The organism is Paenibacillus sp. CF384 (assembly GCF_900106745.1).
Taxonomy (GTDB): domain Bacteria; phylum Bacillota; class Bacilli; order Paenibacillales; family Paenibacillaceae; genus Paenibacillus_Z.
Genome location: NZ_FNNV01000010.1, coordinates 44,918 through 59,350, shown reverse-complemented (window position 1 = coordinate 59,350; position 14,433 = coordinate 44,918). Strand labels below are relative to the sequence as shown.

Annotated in this window: 13 protein-coding genes; 8 read left to right on the top strand and 5 right to left on the bottom strand. The window is 51.8% G+C overall.

Going from position 1 to position 14,433, the window contains the following annotated elements:
- Positions 1 to 40 precede the first annotated feature (40 nt).
- The 5 genes from recQ to BLW29_RS17110 all read left to right on the top strand — a co-directional run bounded on the left by recQ (position 41) and on the right by BLW29_RS17110 (position 5,663).
- Positions 41 to 2,272 carry a DNA helicase RecQ gene (gene recQ, locus BLW29_RS17130; RefSeq protein ID WP_090981762.1) on the top strand — a complete coding sequence of 744 codons (2,232 nt, stop codon included), beginning with the start codon at positions 41 to 43 and terminating at the stop codon, positions 2,270 to 2,272.
- Positions 2,273 to 2,348: 76 nt separating this feature from the next.
- The gene (locus BLW29_RS17125) at positions 2,349 to 2,780 is read left to right on the top strand and encodes a hypothetical protein (RefSeq protein ID WP_090981759.1); all 432 of its coding nucleotides are present in this window, start codon (positions 2,349 to 2,351) and stop codon (positions 2,778 to 2,780) included.
- 21 nt (positions 2,781 to 2,801) lie between these two features.
- Entirely contained in the window at positions 2,802 to 3,758 is a 957-nt protein-coding gene (locus BLW29_RS17120) for a sugar kinase (RefSeq protein ID WP_090981757.1), read from the top strand.
- Entirely contained in the window at positions 3,759 to 4,562 is an 804-nt protein-coding gene (locus BLW29_RS17115; protein ID WP_090981755.1) for a DeoR/GlpR family DNA-binding transcription regulator, read from the top strand.
- A gap of 165 nt (positions 4,563 to 4,727) precedes the next feature.
- Positions 4,728 to 5,663 carry an NHL repeat-containing protein gene (locus tag BLW29_RS17110; protein ID WP_177186686.1) on the top strand — a complete coding sequence of 312 codons (936 nt, stop codon included), beginning with the start codon at positions 4,728 to 4,730 and terminating at the stop codon, positions 5,661 to 5,663.
- 95 nt (positions 5,664 to 5,758) lie between these two features.
- Here BLW29_RS17110 and nagA read toward each other — a convergent pair whose 3' ends face one another.
- The gene (gene nagA / locus BLW29_RS17105) at positions 5,759 to 6,940 is read right to left on the bottom strand and encodes an N-acetylglucosamine-6-phosphate deacetylase (RefSeq protein WP_090981750.1); all 1,182 of its coding nucleotides are present in this window, start codon (positions 6,938 to 6,940) and stop codon (positions 5,759 to 5,761) included.
- Between the two features lie 3 nt (positions 6,941 to 6,943).
- Positions 6,944 to 7,666, bottom strand: coding sequence for a glucosamine-6-phosphate deaminase (gene nagB / locus BLW29_RS17100; RefSeq protein ID WP_090981748.1), 723 nt, complete (start codon positions 7,664 to 7,666; stop codon positions 6,944 to 6,946).
- Positions 7,667 to 7,861: 195 nt separating this feature from the next.
- On the opposite strand from nagB, the gene fni reads away from it, so the two are divergent.
- Positions 7,862 to 8,923, top strand: a complete 1,062-nt coding sequence (fni, locus tag BLW29_RS17095) for a type 2 isopentenyl-diphosphate Delta-isomerase (protein WP_256208694.1) — start codon at positions 7,862 to 7,864, stop codon at positions 8,921 to 8,923.
- Positions 8,924 to 8,927: 4 nt separating this feature from the next.
- On the opposite strand, the gene BLW29_RS17090 is transcribed toward fni, so the two are convergent.
- Genes BLW29_RS17090 through BLW29_RS17080 form a run of 3 tightly spaced genes read right to left on the bottom strand, consistent with a single transcriptional unit; the run spans position 8,928 to position 12,459 of the window.
- Complete coding sequence (locus BLW29_RS17090) at positions 8,928 to 10,028, bottom strand: Ger(x)C family spore germination protein (RefSeq protein WP_090981747.1); 1,101 nt, start codon at positions 10,026 to 10,028, stop codon at positions 8,928 to 8,930.
- Positions 10,025 to 11,134 carry a GerAB/ArcD/ProY family transporter gene (locus BLW29_RS17085; protein WP_090981745.1) on the bottom strand — a complete coding sequence of 370 codons (1,110 nt, stop codon included), beginning with the start codon at positions 11,132 to 11,134 and terminating at the stop codon, positions 10,025 to 10,027. Before BLW29_RS17085 ends, BLW29_RS17090 begins: the two co-directional genes overlap by 4 nt.
- Positions 11,131 to 12,459 (bottom strand): spore germination protein, encoded by a 1,329-nt coding sequence (locus BLW29_RS17080; protein WP_090981743.1) that lies wholly within the window; start codon positions 12,457 to 12,459, stop codon positions 11,131 to 11,133. The genes BLW29_RS17085 and BLW29_RS17080 overlap by 4 nt, the downstream gene beginning before the upstream one ends.
- Positions 12,460 to 12,630: 171 nt before the next feature.
- Between BLW29_RS17080 and BLW29_RS17075 the strand changes: the two genes are divergently transcribed.
- Together BLW29_RS17075 and BLW29_RS17070 are read left to right on the top strand one after the other, a co-directional pair.
- Positions 12,631 to 13,383: a class I SAM-dependent methyltransferase gene (locus BLW29_RS17075; RefSeq protein WP_090981741.1), complete on the top strand. Its 753-nt coding sequence runs from the start codon at positions 12,631 to 12,633 to the stop codon at positions 13,381 to 13,383.
- A complete protein-coding gene (locus BLW29_RS17070; RefSeq protein ID WP_090981739.1) occupies positions 13,380 to 14,402 on the top strand; it encodes an MBL fold metallo-hydrolase in 1,023 nt (340 codons plus the stop codon). Before BLW29_RS17075 ends, BLW29_RS17070 begins: the two co-directional genes overlap by 4 nt.
- The last annotated feature ends 31 nt before the right edge of the window (positions 14,403 to 14,433 follow it).

Sequence of the window (14,433 nt, the reverse complement as noted above, 5' to 3'; positions counted from 1 at the left end):
GGTTTTGCTGTTTTTAATTTGAAGAAGGAGGTGGCTGCCCATGCATACCGAAGCACAGCAGATGCTGAAGCAAGTCTACGGCTACGACAGCTTCCGCAAAGGACAAAGCGATATCATAGAAGGTGTACTCGCAAGTAAAGATACGCTCGCGATTCTGCCGACCGGCGGAGGAAAGTCGATCTGTTATCAGCTTCCGGCCATGCTGCTGCCTGGGACAACGATTGTAGTCTCGCCACTCATTTCGTTAATGAAGGACCAAGTGGATGCGTTAAACCGCTTAGGAGTACCCGCAGCGTATTTAAACAGCTCTTTAGATGCAGCTGCCTACCGCGATGTAGTGAGGCAGACGGCAGAGGGCGTGTACAAGCTGCTTTATGTAGCGCCCGAGCGATTGGACAGCAATATGTTCGACTCTCTATCCAGTCAAATGCATATTCCGCTGATTGCGATCGATGAAGCGCACTGCGTGTCGCAATGGGGACATGATTTCCGTCCGAGCTACCGCCAGCTTGCGGGCTGGATCGGGAGATTGGAGAATCGGCCGCCGGTTGCGGCGTTCACGGCAACGGCGACACCGGAAGTCGCAGATGACATTGCAGCGATGCTCGGACTGCGCCAGCCGAATATTTTCATCACCGGATTTGCCCGGACGAACCTAACCCTCTCCGTTGTTACGGGAACGGATAAACGTAAATTTCTGCGCGACTTCGTTTCCCAGCGGCCTGATCAATCAGGGATCGTCTACACCGCAACGCGCAAGGAAGCGGAGGAAGTGAGCGAGGATTTGAGCCGGCTTGGAATTACGGTTGGCAAATACCACGGCGGCTTAGGCGACGAAGAACGTGCTGATGCGCAGGAGAAGTTCAGATTCGACGACTATCGGGTGATGGTTGCGACGAATGCGTTTGGGATGGGAATCGACAAGCCGAACGTTCGTTATGTCGTTCACTATCAGATGCCTGGCGATGTCGAGTCGTATTATCAAGAAGCTGGACGTGCAGGACGTGATGGTGAAGAGAGTGATTGCGTCCTCATGTTCGAGCCGCAGGACGTCCAGGTGCAGCGGTTTCTGATCGACAGAAGCACCGGCGATCCGGAGCGGAAGACGATTCAGCTTAATAAGCTCTATACGATGATGCATTACAGCAGGTCGGAGAAATGTCTGCTGCAGTATATCGTGAAATATTTTGGCGAGTCGGATGTGCCGGAATGCGGCAAATGCAGCAACTGCTTGGACCAAAGCGCTCTGATTGATACGACTGAGGATGCGCGTAAGGCGTTGTCTTGCGTGGGAAGGCTCAAGGGCAGATTCGGAATTTCACTTGCTGCTAAGGTGCTGAAGGGCTCAAGAGAGAAACGTATTATAGAGTTTGGCTTAGACCGCCTGTCCACATATGGCCTCATGCGCAGCTGGGTTGAGAAGGAGATCACGGATCTGCTGTACTGGCTCGTGGCAGAAGGGTATTTGCGCATTAGCGAGGGCGAGTATCCGACGGTTTCACTCACAGCCGAAGCACTTCCGGTGCTGGAAGGGAAAGTAACGGTTCATCGCAGGCAAAGTGCGGCAGCCAAAAGAAGGGCAACCGAGAGCACTTCGGTCGCATCGGCGAACACGCCGCTGTTTGAAGCGCTTCGCGAATGGCGCCGGGTTACGGCGGCCAGGGAGCATGTCCCACCGTTTATGTTGTTTTTCGATGCGGCGCTGCGTGAAATTGCTGATCGACAGCCGGTGAACACGGAGCAGCTGCTCGGCGTGAAAGGAATCGGGGCCGCTAAGGCGAACAAATACGGCAGCGAAGTCATTGCAATCGTAAGATCCTTTAAAGGCGATGCGGCAGAGACAGGCGGTACGCCTTTCTCACAGTCTTCTATGCCCCACACTGATATAGTCGCATCAGTGCCACGCGTAGAGCGTGAGAAGCCTTCTGAAGCGCTCACAGCTGCTATTCAAGCAGAGCTGGAGGGATTATCAAGTCACATGCAGTCATTGACGCTGCTTGGCATGGGGCATTCCATCGCTGACATCGCCTCGATTCGCGGTATGGGACGAGTGACGATCGAGAATCACTTGCTGCGATGCGCGCAAGAAGGCGAGGAGCTGGATTGGGATGCTTTTATTCCCCATCAGTATGAGGCTCAGATTGTGGAAGCGATCAATCAAGTAGGGGCAGACAAGCTCAAGCCGATCAAAGAAGCGCTCCCGGATGATGTCGATTATTTTGCGATCAAAGCCGTTATGGTGAAGCATCGATTGTCACCTGCCGCTGAATAAACGGGTTTCTTTGAATTGCCGCGCCGATTTTAGTATACTTGTAAAGATCATAATACAATTTAGGAGGACGTAACGGATGTATGATTTTATGTTGTTTTTGCACGTGCTCGGTGCAGCCGGAATGGGGTTTTACCTCGTATTGCCGCTGATGGTCGGACGCGCATCCAAGCTTGACGGTGCCGGACAAGCCGGCCTTGCAGAAGGTCTGGTTTCCGCTAACCGCATAGCCCAATATTTTCTCGTCCTGCAACTGCTTACCGGCGGTTACTTGATGTCGCAAAGCGATTATAAAGTGATTTGGATGATTATTGTTACTTTGCTGTTCCTGGCAATTGCCGCACTTGGCGGTATTGTGACGAAACCGCTGAAGCGGATTGCTGCTGAGATTCAAAGCGGTCAAAGTGCAACGGCTCACATTGGCAAAGCCCGTGTATTAAGCCTGATCATTCTTGTGATCTATTTAGTAATTCTTTACTTCATGAAATATCCGATTATCAAAACGATGTAAGTCGCATTGGAGGGATAACCGTTGACGAAAGCAGTGCCGGATTTAGTAACCTTTGGGGAAACGATGGCTTTGTTTTTGCCGCAGGAGTACAAGAGTATCGAGAATGCCCCAACGCTTGACGTAAGCTTCGGAGGAGCAGAGAGCAATGTGGCGATTGGCGTTGCCAGACTTGGCGCCTCTGCAGGCTGGTTCGGCGCGCTTGGCGATGATCCATTCGGCCGCGCCATCATGAAGCGCATTCGCGGTGAGGGAGTCGACGTGTCACGTGCGAGCTTGATCTCTGATGCTCCAACAGGCATGATGTTCCGCGAAATGGTGGCAGGGAAGCTTGCCGTTCATTATTTCCGCAAACACTCCGCTGCCAGTCAGATGCAGCCCGATCAGCTTGATCTGGATTATATCCGCGGCTGCAAGATCTTGCATATTTCCGGCATTACGCCGGCGCTTAGCAAGAACTGCCGTGAAACGATCTTTGCAGTTGTGGCGGCGGCTAAGGAAGCGGGCGTTCGTATTTCCTTCGATCCGAATCTGCGTCTGAAGCTGTGGACGATCGAGGAAGCGCGTGAAGTGGTTTTGCCGCTTGCCGAGCAAGCTGATTATTTCTTGCCGGGCTGGGACGAGCTGAGGCTGCTGTATAACAACGATGATTTTGACGGTGTGAAAGCGGAGCTGTCGAAGCTATCGGCAATTAGTATTATCAAAGGCGTTGGTGATACGACAGTCGTTCTGGAGAATGGCCAAGCGGCAGAGGTGCCGTTCTATCCGGTAGATCGCGTAATCGATACCGTTGGGGCCGGCGATGCGTTCTGCTCCGGGTTTCTGGCGGGATTGCTCAAAGGCATGAGTGTACTTGAGGCTGTACGTCTTGGCAGCATCAGCGGTGCACTGGTAGTCCAGATGCGCGGGGACTGGGAAGCGCTTCCTGATTGGGCGTCGGTCGAGCGCAGATTATCGGACAAAGGCTGGGTGGAACGCTAAATGGCAGATGTGCAATCGTCGAAAGGACAGCGGCGGCGGGAGCAGATTATGAATGTGCTGAAGCGTCAAGGGCGAGTTACGATCCAAGAGGTCGTAGAACGATTTGGCATTTCTGAAGCTACGGCGCGCCGCGATTTGGAGCTGATGGAGAAATCAGAGCCGGTCATTCGGACGATTGGCGGAGCGATGTATGACGGCATGAATGCGGTGAGGGAGCTCCCTTTCTCAGAGAAGGAAGGCTTGTCTTTTCTCGAGAAGGAACGGATAGCGGCAGCAGCGGCGGGGCTGATCTTCGAAGGCGATGTTGTCGGTCTCTCTGGCGGCACGACCAACTACTACTTGGCCAAGCTGCTCAAAACGCGAAGAGGCATTACCGTCGTGACGAATACAGTCAACATTGCGATGGAGCTTGCAGGCAGCGATATCAATGTCGTTGTAACAGGCGGGATGATGCGGCATAACAGCTTTGAATGCTGCGGACCGCTCGGGGAAGGCATGATCAGCCAGCTGCATATCGGCAAAATGTTCCTCGGCGTTGACGGCGTTTCCTCTACCGGAGGCATCACGACTTATTCCGAGCAAGAGGCGCAGATCGCCAAGGCGATGATACGCAGATCCCAATCCACCTATGCGATGTTCGATCATACGAAGATTGGCCGTACTTCACTGTTCTCCATCGCGCCGCTAACCGAGCTGCAAGCGTTTATAACGGACCGGCCGCTTCCACAGCAGCTGGCGTCAATCGCCCATGCACATGGCATTCAAACGGTCATAGCAAGCGAGGAGCAGGAAGCTTCATTGTGAAAGCTAGGCCTATTATCACAGATACATATATCGTAAGCAGGAAGCAATGTCGAAATGGAGAGATCCCATGAAGATATTGCTTTTTTTGTGAAAATATTACTTCCTCGATTCCGCGATTTTGGTATACTTGGGATTGTACGAACAGTTGAAAGGAGAAATGTGAACGTGTCTGAAAAATTGATTATTGGTAACGAATCTCACTCCTATGAAGTTGCACAAGGCTGGGGCAAGCTTCCGGAAGGAATTACTTACGGCTATACGCATGGTATTGTCGTCGATGCAAATGATAACGTTTACGTACATAACACGAGCAAAGACTCCGTCGTTGTTTTTGACAAAGAGGGGAACTTCCTGACCTCGTGGGGCGCGGAATTTGAAGGCGGGGCACACGGCTTCTATCTGCACCGTGACGACGCAGACGGCATCGAGTATTTGTACTTCGCAGATACAAACCGCGCGCTGGTAGTCAAAACAACTCTCTCCGGCGACGTATTGCTAGAAATCAGCGGACCAGAACGTCCGGATCTATACGATGCCGAGCGCCGTTACGTACCGACGGATGTGTGCGTGGCGCCAAACGGCGACATCTACGTTTCTGACGGTTACGGTCAATTCTATATTCATCACTACGATGCCAAAGGCAATTACATCCGCTCATGGGGCGGCCGTGGTTCCGAGCCTGGCAAAGTGAAAGAACCGCATGGCATCTCCATTAACCTGCGCGGCGATGAGCCGGAAATTTACGTTGCAGACCGCAGAAACAGCCGCATTCAAGTGTTCACGCTTGAAGGCGAGCATAAGCGTTTTGTCGATCACAATCTTGATCTGCCATGCAGCTTCTATTTCTTCGGAGACGAGGTTTATATGCCGGATCTGGACAGCCGCATCACCGTGCTGGATAAGAATGATCGCCTGATTACGCATCTTGGAGAAGACCAGCAGGCATACAAGCAGCAGGGCTGGCCGAATTTGCCGAAAGAATATTATCGTCCTGATAAATTCAGTTCGCCGCACGGCGTATGCGTAGACTCGCAAGGTAACGTCTATGTAGCGGAATGGATCTTCGACGGCCGTATTACGAAGCTCATCAGACAGAAGTAAACTCGCACTCTTACGAAATGAATAAGGGTTATGCAGCAAGCGGCCGCAATCACGAACGGCGGCCAAAGCTGCATAACCCTTTATTTGTGTTCAACTTAACTGCGGTGTACGAGGCGCCCATTCACCCAAGTATGGCTTACTTCAGTAAAAGACGCATCCGTTAGTACCAGATCGGCCTGTTTCCCGACCGTTATGGAGCCCGTCACTTCAGCAAGACCCATTTGACGGGCCGGATTACCACTTGCCATCCGACTTACTTGAACGGGACTCAGGTCCGTATGAGTAAGCATGTAGCGGAAGGCATCGATCATAGTCAGCGTGCTTCCGGCCAAGCTGCCGCCTTCGCGGAGACGAGCTACGCCTTGCTTAACATCTACGATAAGTCCGCCGAGATCATAGTCGCCGTCGCCAAGACCGGCAGCCGACATCGCGTCCGTGATCAGCACGACTTTATCTAACGGCTTCGAGCCTACAAGAAGTCGGATTGCCGCGGGGTGGACATGATGACCGTCGGCGATGATTTCACCGGATATGCGATGATCGGTCAAGACAGCGCCAACCGTTCCCGGCTCGCGATGATGCAGGCCTCGCATCGCATTGAACGTATGCACCGCTTGCGTTAAACCAGCGTCAGCCGCGGCCGTAACTTGCGCGTATGTAGCGTCCGTGTGCCCGCAGGCAGCAACGATGCCGCTATCTGCGAGGTAGGCGATCAGCTCGCAAGCTTGTTCTTTCTCCGGTGCCAAGGTGAGCTGTTTGATAAGTCCGGGATATTGCTCATTCCACGACTTCACCCAGTCGACGCGAGGCGGTGAAATAAAGGCCGGGTTCTGTGCGCCGGGCCACAGCTCGCTGATGAACGGTCCTTCCAGATGAACGCCGCCAAGCTTGGCGAAGGCCATTTCACCGCTGATATAGTCATCGGAGGCTGCCAGCACGGCTTCGATCGCTTCCTTGGATGCCGTAACGGTAGTTGCGAGCATGCAAGTCGTACCTTTGGAAGCATGGTAGCGAGTGATGGTATCATAAGCAGCTCGGCCGGCATCCATGAAGTCTGCGCCGAAGCCGCCATGTACGTGCATGTCGATAAAACCGGGTACAAGCCAGCTTCCTTGTCCGTCGATGGTGCGGTGCTGCTCATTCTCAGATGGAAGGAATTGACCCTCGATAATGGCTGTAATCATCCCGTTCTCTACGATAAGGCTGCCTTCAATAACCTCGTCTTGCACGATTGCTTTCACATTCGTAATGAACCAATTGTTATCCGCCGTTGTCATCCTCTACAATAACCTCCCTGCCTCTCGATCGACCAACACGATCACTTTCTTATGCGTTTGCAGCAGCGATGCCGGAACTTCCGTCGTAATAGGGCCATGCAGCGCTTGCTTGACGATATTCGCTTTGTCGGCGCCTTTCACGACTAGGACGATCGAGTCTGCTTTCAGAATGGAGCCAACGCCCATCGTAATGGCTTTCGTCGGCACTTCATCCGGCGTATCGAAAAATCTTGCGTTCGCTGCTCGAGTGGCTTCCTCAAGCTCCACGACATGCGTACCGCCATGCAGCTCTTGATCCGGTTCATTGAAGCCGATGTGCCCGTTATGGCCAAGGCCAAGAAGCTGTACGTCGATGGGCTGCTCGGACAGCATGCGATCATAAGACAGGCATTCCGCATTCAAATCGCTGACCATGCCGCTTGGCAAATGCGCTTGCTGCTTCGGCAGATCGATGTGGTCAAACAAGTGGTGTTTCATAAATTGCGCATAGCTTTGCTCATGGTTTGGCGAAAGTCCTACATATTCGTCCAGGTTGAACGTAGTAGCATCCTTGAAGGAAACCTCGCCATTATTGTACATCTCTATCATTTTTCCATAAATTCCGATAGGTGTCGAGCCGGTTGCCAGCCCAAGCGTTGCGTGCGGATTATGTTTAATCGTATCTGCGAAAATTTGAGCAGCATAACGGTCAAGTTCACTAATGTCGTCGAAGCGTTTCAATTCCATAATGAGGTGCCTCCCAGGGTTCGTTATGATTCTATTATAAAGGAAATCGTCAAAACCGACAATAAAAATGATTAAAAAAATCATTATTAAGAAATTAATAATCAAAAATACCGAGGTTCCCGGCAAACTTGCTCTTGAGGTCATGCATATGCCATGATGATTGCAGCAAAGCAGATGACAGGGGGATCTACGATTATGATGGACAGGCAAGCTGAGGAGCATGTCCAAACGACGAAGAGGAAAGGCGAGCATATCCGGATTGTTCTGGAGGAACAAGTGAAGAGCGTCGGCACGGAACCCGGCTTCGAGCAATATCGGTTTCGCCATCAAGCGCTTCCTGAGTTCGACTTCGAGGAAATTGACATCGCTTCGACGTTTCTGAGCAAGCCGATTGCGGCACCGCTGCTCATTAGTTCGATGACCGGGGGCACAGCGGAGACAGGTGCTATTAATGAAAGGCTTGCTGATGCAGCGCAGGCAAGGGGATGGGTAATGGCGCTTGGCTCTATGCGTGCAGCCATCGAGAAGGAATCTCTCGCCCCTACATTCCAAGTGCGCAAGCAAGCGCCGAGCATACCGATCATAGCCAACCTTGGCGCTGTTCAGCTCAACTACGGGTACGGAGTCGACGAATGCAGGCTCGCCGTCGAGTTTGCCGAAGCCGATGCGCTCGTCTTGCACCTGAACAGCTTGCAAGAGGTATTCCAGCCGGAAGGGAACACGAACTTCCGTGGATTGCTGCAGCGCATAGCCGAGGTATGTCGCCAGCTGCAAGTACCTGTTGGCGTAAAGGAAGTTGGCTGGGGGATCGATGCCGAGACCGCACTAAGGCTGCACGATATAGGAGTCGCCTTCATAGATGTCGCCGGAGCGGGCGGAACCTCTTGGAGCCAGGTGGAGAAATACCGCTCTCGCGACCCGCTGCGCACCGAGGCTGCGGCTGCCTTTGCAGGCTGGGGGACGCCGACGGCAGCATGCGTGCGCGACGTCCGTACCGCGCTGCCGGGCACTGCCCTAATCGCAAGCGGCGGCTTGAACAACGGCGTGGATGCCGCGAAAGCAATCGCGCTAGGCGCTGATTTGGCAGGCTATGGCCGTTCGCTGCTAGCCGGTGCGGCACAGCCGCAAACGATCGGCAGTGAGTCGCTGCAACGCCAAATGGAGCGCATTGAGTTCGAGCTTCGTACGGCAATGTTCGGCATTGGTGCCGCCAACCTGCAAGAGCTGCGTCATACGAAACGCTTGATACAGCTGTAAGTGATTAGCGAGTTAAACCAGAGCCCTCGATGTCCACATCCACTTGAACCTCGAATTTCAATTGGGGATAAATGGACTCCCAATCTTTCCAAGTCTGGGGAATCCCTGCGTGGGTCGCACGATAACGAAGTCCGAAACCAAACGGATCTACGCCTGCTTTCTGTACTTTCACAAGCAGGCTCTTGGCTTCGGCGGCAACCTGCGTATTAAAGGCTTTCTCCAGCTCCTTCCAATCTTGATCGTAAATGCCGCCCGGCGCTTCCTCGAATATGCCGCCAATATTCAGCTTCATCTTCAGCACGTAACCGTCCCGCTCTTTGACTATTTTGTAATGGGAATTGATTTGGTCAACGGAGATGACAAGCGTGTCTCCTTTAATCTTTGCCGTAACGGTCGATTTCTTATAGTGATTGCGGATTTGGTTGTACATTTCGGTCTCGCGGGGGTTAAGCGTCAGGACAAGCTTGGATTTATCCAGCAGTCCCAGCTTCGCAACGACATAACCATTCTTCTCTTTCCGCATAATCGGCATGATGGGATCCATGCCTCGTTCATCAACACGCCGCATGAAATCAAACATATAAACGCTGACGATGTAAGAAGACTGGGTGCCGTCTTTTCCGAACAGCAGGAAAATCGTATTGCCTGGGAAACGCTCCGCAGGCGGGTTTATGTTCAGAATCGTCTTGGCGTCAGGCTTTCCGATGGCGATATAGGCAATGTTCGACACATCACGGCGGCGGGAAATCCACCGAAGGGAATCGGTATAATCCGATTTCACCAGCCCTTCACCCAGCAGGTAGAGCTTGCAATGGCCAAAATCCAGTTCCTTATCGACATGAGATTTCAACAAACGGAGAGCTTCGGCAATGGTGGAGGCGTGAATCGTTTCCACTTGCGTCTGAGCTGCGCCGGGCTCTATTTTTGGTGATGGGATGGCCAGCCGGAGTGTGATTTTGTAGCCGCTCTTGCCTTCATCAGGGGCGTCGATTCCCATGGCCAAGACGAAGAAACGTTTATCGATATCTTTGAAACCGCAGCCCCCGAGCAGCACAGCAAGGGAGACGATCAAAGTTAGTTTTATAGCGATTCGCTTCATGATCATGATGTCAACTTCTTTCGGCGTGCGATCAAACTCAGTATGAAGAAGAACATGACCGTCGCCGTTTCGGCAAATAACCGAACCAGCAGCCAGCCTCTGGTTATCATCAAGCTCTGCTTTTCATTAAAGATGTAGAACGAGATCATCGTTAAGACAGCAAAAATCGAAACGATCACATAATTCGAGGCAGCTGTGCGAACGGGGTCGATCTCCGGCTTTGCTTTGGGCAAACAGCTCTTTACCATCTGCATGGCGATATGCCAGCCCGTTGTCGTATAAAGGAGCGTAAGGTTTAGATACAATAACAGAAACAAGAAGATAACGCGCTCAATGAACCCGTATCCAAGCACCATGGAATCTGAAGTTACCGACCAAACGTACAAATACGAGCCAACGGCTTCCGTTCCATGAAAGCCGATCGGGACGAAGAAAGAGAGCAATAGAATCAACGTACAGAGGATTGGCATTGCCCAGCGGAAGCGAAATCTGAAATTCGGCGGGTTAAGCCGATTGAATATGGCATAGTTGGAATACCCGGTAAATACAAAGGTCGCAGCGGCAAAAGGTTCAATTTTGGGCGGGACACGCCAATATTGGGCGACGGTTCGAATGGCATCCCAGTCCAGAAACGGATTGGTTGACGCTTTAAACAGAATAAAGAAAACAATCGGGAGATTAATGAGCAAGGTCATCTCCATAATCAAAGCAATCGTTAAGGTAGAGCGCGTCGCTGTATATATGCATGCTCCTACAAGAATGAGCAGTACGAGCATGGAGCTTGTATCCGGGTTGAAGAATCGATTAATGAGCACCGCGTAGGCGGTAATGGCGATTCCGGCTGCTGCGTACCACATGAACGATAAGAGTATCAATATCGGGATATTGATATACTTGGGGAAATAGATCGCCAATATTTCCGGAAGTCCCTTGCCCGGGAAGGTTTTCATGACATGGGTATAGGTCAGTGCCAAGAAGCTTCCGAAGAATGCAGCGCAAATCATCGAGGAAACTGATCCTGTATAACGGTCATTTAGGAGCATATACGGAACAAACATCATGAGATTCAAATTGCTGACGAGAATGATATTGTAGAAATAATAACGAATCATTCCTCATTCACCTGCCCGATGTCGCCGCTTTGCGAAGCTGATTTGTTGACAATGCGAAAGTACGGTTTGCCGAAGCTCCGCATGTCAGCCAAATAAACCAAATAACAGAACAACCCGATCGTTACCCCGGAGATGCCAAAGAAAATCGCAGGGAAAATAAGCGGGTATTTCAGAAACCGGATCGACCCCGACATATTGTTAACGGGAATGACAAAATTGGAAATCGCCACGACAGAGGTCACGATAATCATGATGCTGCTGACGAGTCCGGCCTGCTGCGCGGCTTGTCCCAGAATGAGACCGCCAACTGTAGTCGCTGTCGAACCGATATACTTCGGCAGCCTGACGCTGGCTTCAATGAGCGCTTCGATCATAAACAACATAATGAATACTTCGATAAAAGAAGGATAAGGCACGGCAGATCGGCTGCCTGCAATGGAGAAGGTTAATTGGACGCGAAAGAGCTCCGGATTATAGGAGACGATAGCCACATAGAGCGCCGGCAAGGCGACAGTAAGAATTACCGCCAAATACCGGAGAATCAACAGTAAGCGTGTCATCCAGAATGAGTCGTAGTGATCATCCACGGCATTCATAAAGTCGAAGAACGTTGCAGGCAAAATAAGCGCAAACATGGACCCTTGAATGAGCAGGATGATTTTGCCGTTCTGAATGCCTGTACATACTCGGTCCGGGCGTTCCGTCAGCATCATGGTCGGAAACAGCCGGTAGCGATCGCCGAGAGCCCGCGCTAATTCACCGGTCGCCGAAATCATCGGGATCGAAACCCGATCCAGCTTCTCCCTAACTCCGGTAAGAACGGTCGGATCTACACGACGTTTATCGAAGAGCATCAGAACTCTTGTCTTCGACATCGTGCCGACGGTACGCTCCTCGACGGCGAGCTCCGGGTTTGGATAACGGCTGCGAATGATATTAACCGAATCTATCAAATCTTCGCTTAACGCGATTTGCGGACCTGCGATGACGGTTTCGACCATCGTTTGCGGATTCTCGTTCCGGATAATACGTGCGGCATCAAGCTGGAAGATGTTTCCGTTTAATTGCAGCAGCACAAAGCCATGGAGAATCGTAGCCGCCCATTTGGCAGGGTCGTCCAGACGCTTGAAGACAGGATTGGTCAGGACCAATTCTTCAAAAGGATGCTCCTGCTTCGTAAATGGGACAAGGATGAAATCGCTGACTTTACTTTCGTCGCAAAGGGTGGAAATATAAGCGATTTCGATCGTGAGCGTATCATTCTGCAAGCGATTCATCGTCAAGTCTCGCGACTCTGCGAACAAGGTGTTGATTCGATTCAGCATGACGGCTGCCCCCTTTCCGGAACCAAATTGACTGGGAATATAACAACTTGGCATAGTATGGATATTTAGGATGCAAATTATGCCGCTGCATGAGTCTTTTGCCAGAATAGCGGAGGGTGAAGTACAATAAGAGTCATAAAAAAAGAGATGGACTAGAGAGGGGAAGCAAGTATGGCGAATTGGTATGAGTGCAGTTTCGGCTCTGATTATATGGTTGTGTATCGGCACCGCAACTGGGAGCAGGCGGCGCGCGAGGTGGAAACCATGGCAGGGTGGCTGGAGCTAGCACCGGGTGCCACCGTACTCGATATCGGCTGCGGAATGGGACGGCATGCGCTTGCCCTGGCCCAGCTCGGTTACAAGGTTACCGGCATCGACTTGTCCGAATCCCTGCTTCAGAAAGCACACGAGTGCAATGAGCAAGGACATATTCATGCCCTTGTGAAAGCTGACATGAGGGAGCTGCCTTTCGAGAACGGCACCTTCGATGCGACCGTCAATTTGTTCACGTCCTTCGGCTACTTCGAAATGGAAGCAGACAACCGCCGCGTCATCCGAGAGATTCGAAGAGTGCTGAAGCCGCGAGGTACTTTCCTAATTGATTTCATGAATCCGTCCTATGTTGCTGCTAATCTGGTCCCGCATTCGGAGCGTACCGATGAACTGACAAAGCTGCATATCAGGGAGCAGCGGGTTATTGCGGATGGTTGGGTCGTAAAGCGGATTCATATTACTTCGCTAGATGGGACTGAGGCTTCTCGCCATTATGAGGAACGGGTTTGCTTATTTCCATTGCCGTGGTTTGAACAAGCACTTCTGGAGGCGGGGCTCGAACTGGAGCATCGCTACGGTGATTATGAAGGACGACCTTATGATGAGGAGCGTTCACCGCGGATGATTCTGAAAGGCAGGGCGATATCGTGAGTGAGGGAGTACAAACGAAGGTGTCCCTGTTGCCGGGAGGAATCGTGCAGGTTAAAGTTCCGTTGCCGTTCTCGCTAAGATGGGTGAACAGCTATTTGATCCCAGACGCTGCCGGATACACGTTAATCGATCCCGGATTACATACGGACGAGGCTGTTCAAGCTTGGTCCGAGTCGCTGCATGAGCAATCGATCTCATTCGATTCGATTCATACGATCATTCTGACGCATCAGCATCCTGATCATTACGGTTTAGCGGGATGGTTTCAAGAGCGAACCGGAGCTCCGGTCTATATTTCCGAGCTTTCCTATGCCTACACCCAGCGCTTATGGGGAGTCGATCTTGGAGCGGAATTTGCGGCTTCGCTGACGGAGCTGTATGCCGAGCAAGGCATGCCGCAGTCGGTCGTCGAGGAAATCGCTCCGCATCTGGTTAGCTTCGTGGAGAGAGTATCGCCGCAGCCGACCGTCACGTTTCTGAAAGCAGGCGAGACGATGGCAATTGGCGATTCAGAGTGGCATATGATCGACAGCCCGGGGCATGCAAGGGGGCAGTTATGTTTCTACGAGCCGTTGAAGAAATGGATGCTATGCGGGGATCAAGTGCTGCCGAATATTACGCCTAACATCAGCGTAGTGCCTGGAGAGAATCATGATCAGCTGCAGCAGTTCCTGGACAGCTTGGAGGAGCTGAAGGGTTATGAGGTCGAGCTAGCTTTTCCGGGGCATCGGGATCCTTTCACGAATTTTGGCGAACGGATTGTTCAGCTTGCAGCTCACCATGAACGGAGATTGCTTCAAATTCGCGAGCTGATTCAAGTGGAACCGATGACGGGGTATACGTTATGTATGCGGCTCTTCGGCGAACGGATTGCCGGCAATACGCATAATTTGAGGTTTGCGATGTCGGAGACGCTTGCCCATTTGTTCCATCTGGAACGCCAAGGGCTAGTTGCCGGAACAAGGCAACATGACTGTATGGTTTATTCGGTGAAGCCGACGACAACCGTTTCACCTTGATGAAAAAGCTTCCAAATGCGCCCGGACTATG

Coding starts and splice junctions, on each gene's coding strand:
- recQ (WP_090981762.1), top strand. CDS start 41: ATGCATACCGAAGCACAGCAGATGCTGAAGCAAGTCTACGGCTACGAC.
- BLW29_RS17125 (WP_090981759.1), top strand. CDS start 2,349: ATGTATGATTTTATGTTGTTTTTGCACGTGCTCGGTGCAGCCGGAATG.
- BLW29_RS17115 (WP_090981755.1), top strand. CDS start 3,759: ATGGCAGATGTGCAATCGTCGAAAGGACAGCGGCGGCGGGAGCAGATT.
- nagA (WP_090981750.1), bottom strand. CDS start 6,940: ATGACAACGGCGGATAACAATTGGTTCATTACGAATGTGAAAGCAATC.
- nagB (WP_090981748.1), bottom strand. CDS start 7,666: ATGGAATTGAAACGCTTCGACGACATTAGTGAACTTGACCGTTATGCT.
- fni (WP_256208694.1), top strand. CDS start 7,862: ATGATGGACAGGCAAGCTGAGGAGCATGTCCAAACGACGAAGAGGAAA.
- BLW29_RS17090 (WP_090981747.1), bottom strand. CDS start 10,028: ATGATCATGAAGCGAATCGCTATAAAACTAACTTTGATCGTCTCCCTT.
- BLW29_RS17085 (WP_090981745.1), bottom strand. CDS start 11,134: ATGATTCGTTATTATTTCTACAATATCATTCTCGTCAGCAATTTGAAT.
- BLW29_RS17080 (WP_090981743.1), bottom strand. CDS start 12,459: ATGCTGAATCGAATCAACACCTTGTTCGCAGAGTCGCGAGACTTGACG.
- BLW29_RS17075 (WP_090981741.1), top strand. CDS start 12,631: ATGGCGAATTGGTATGAGTGCAGTTTCGGCTCTGATTATATGGTTGTG.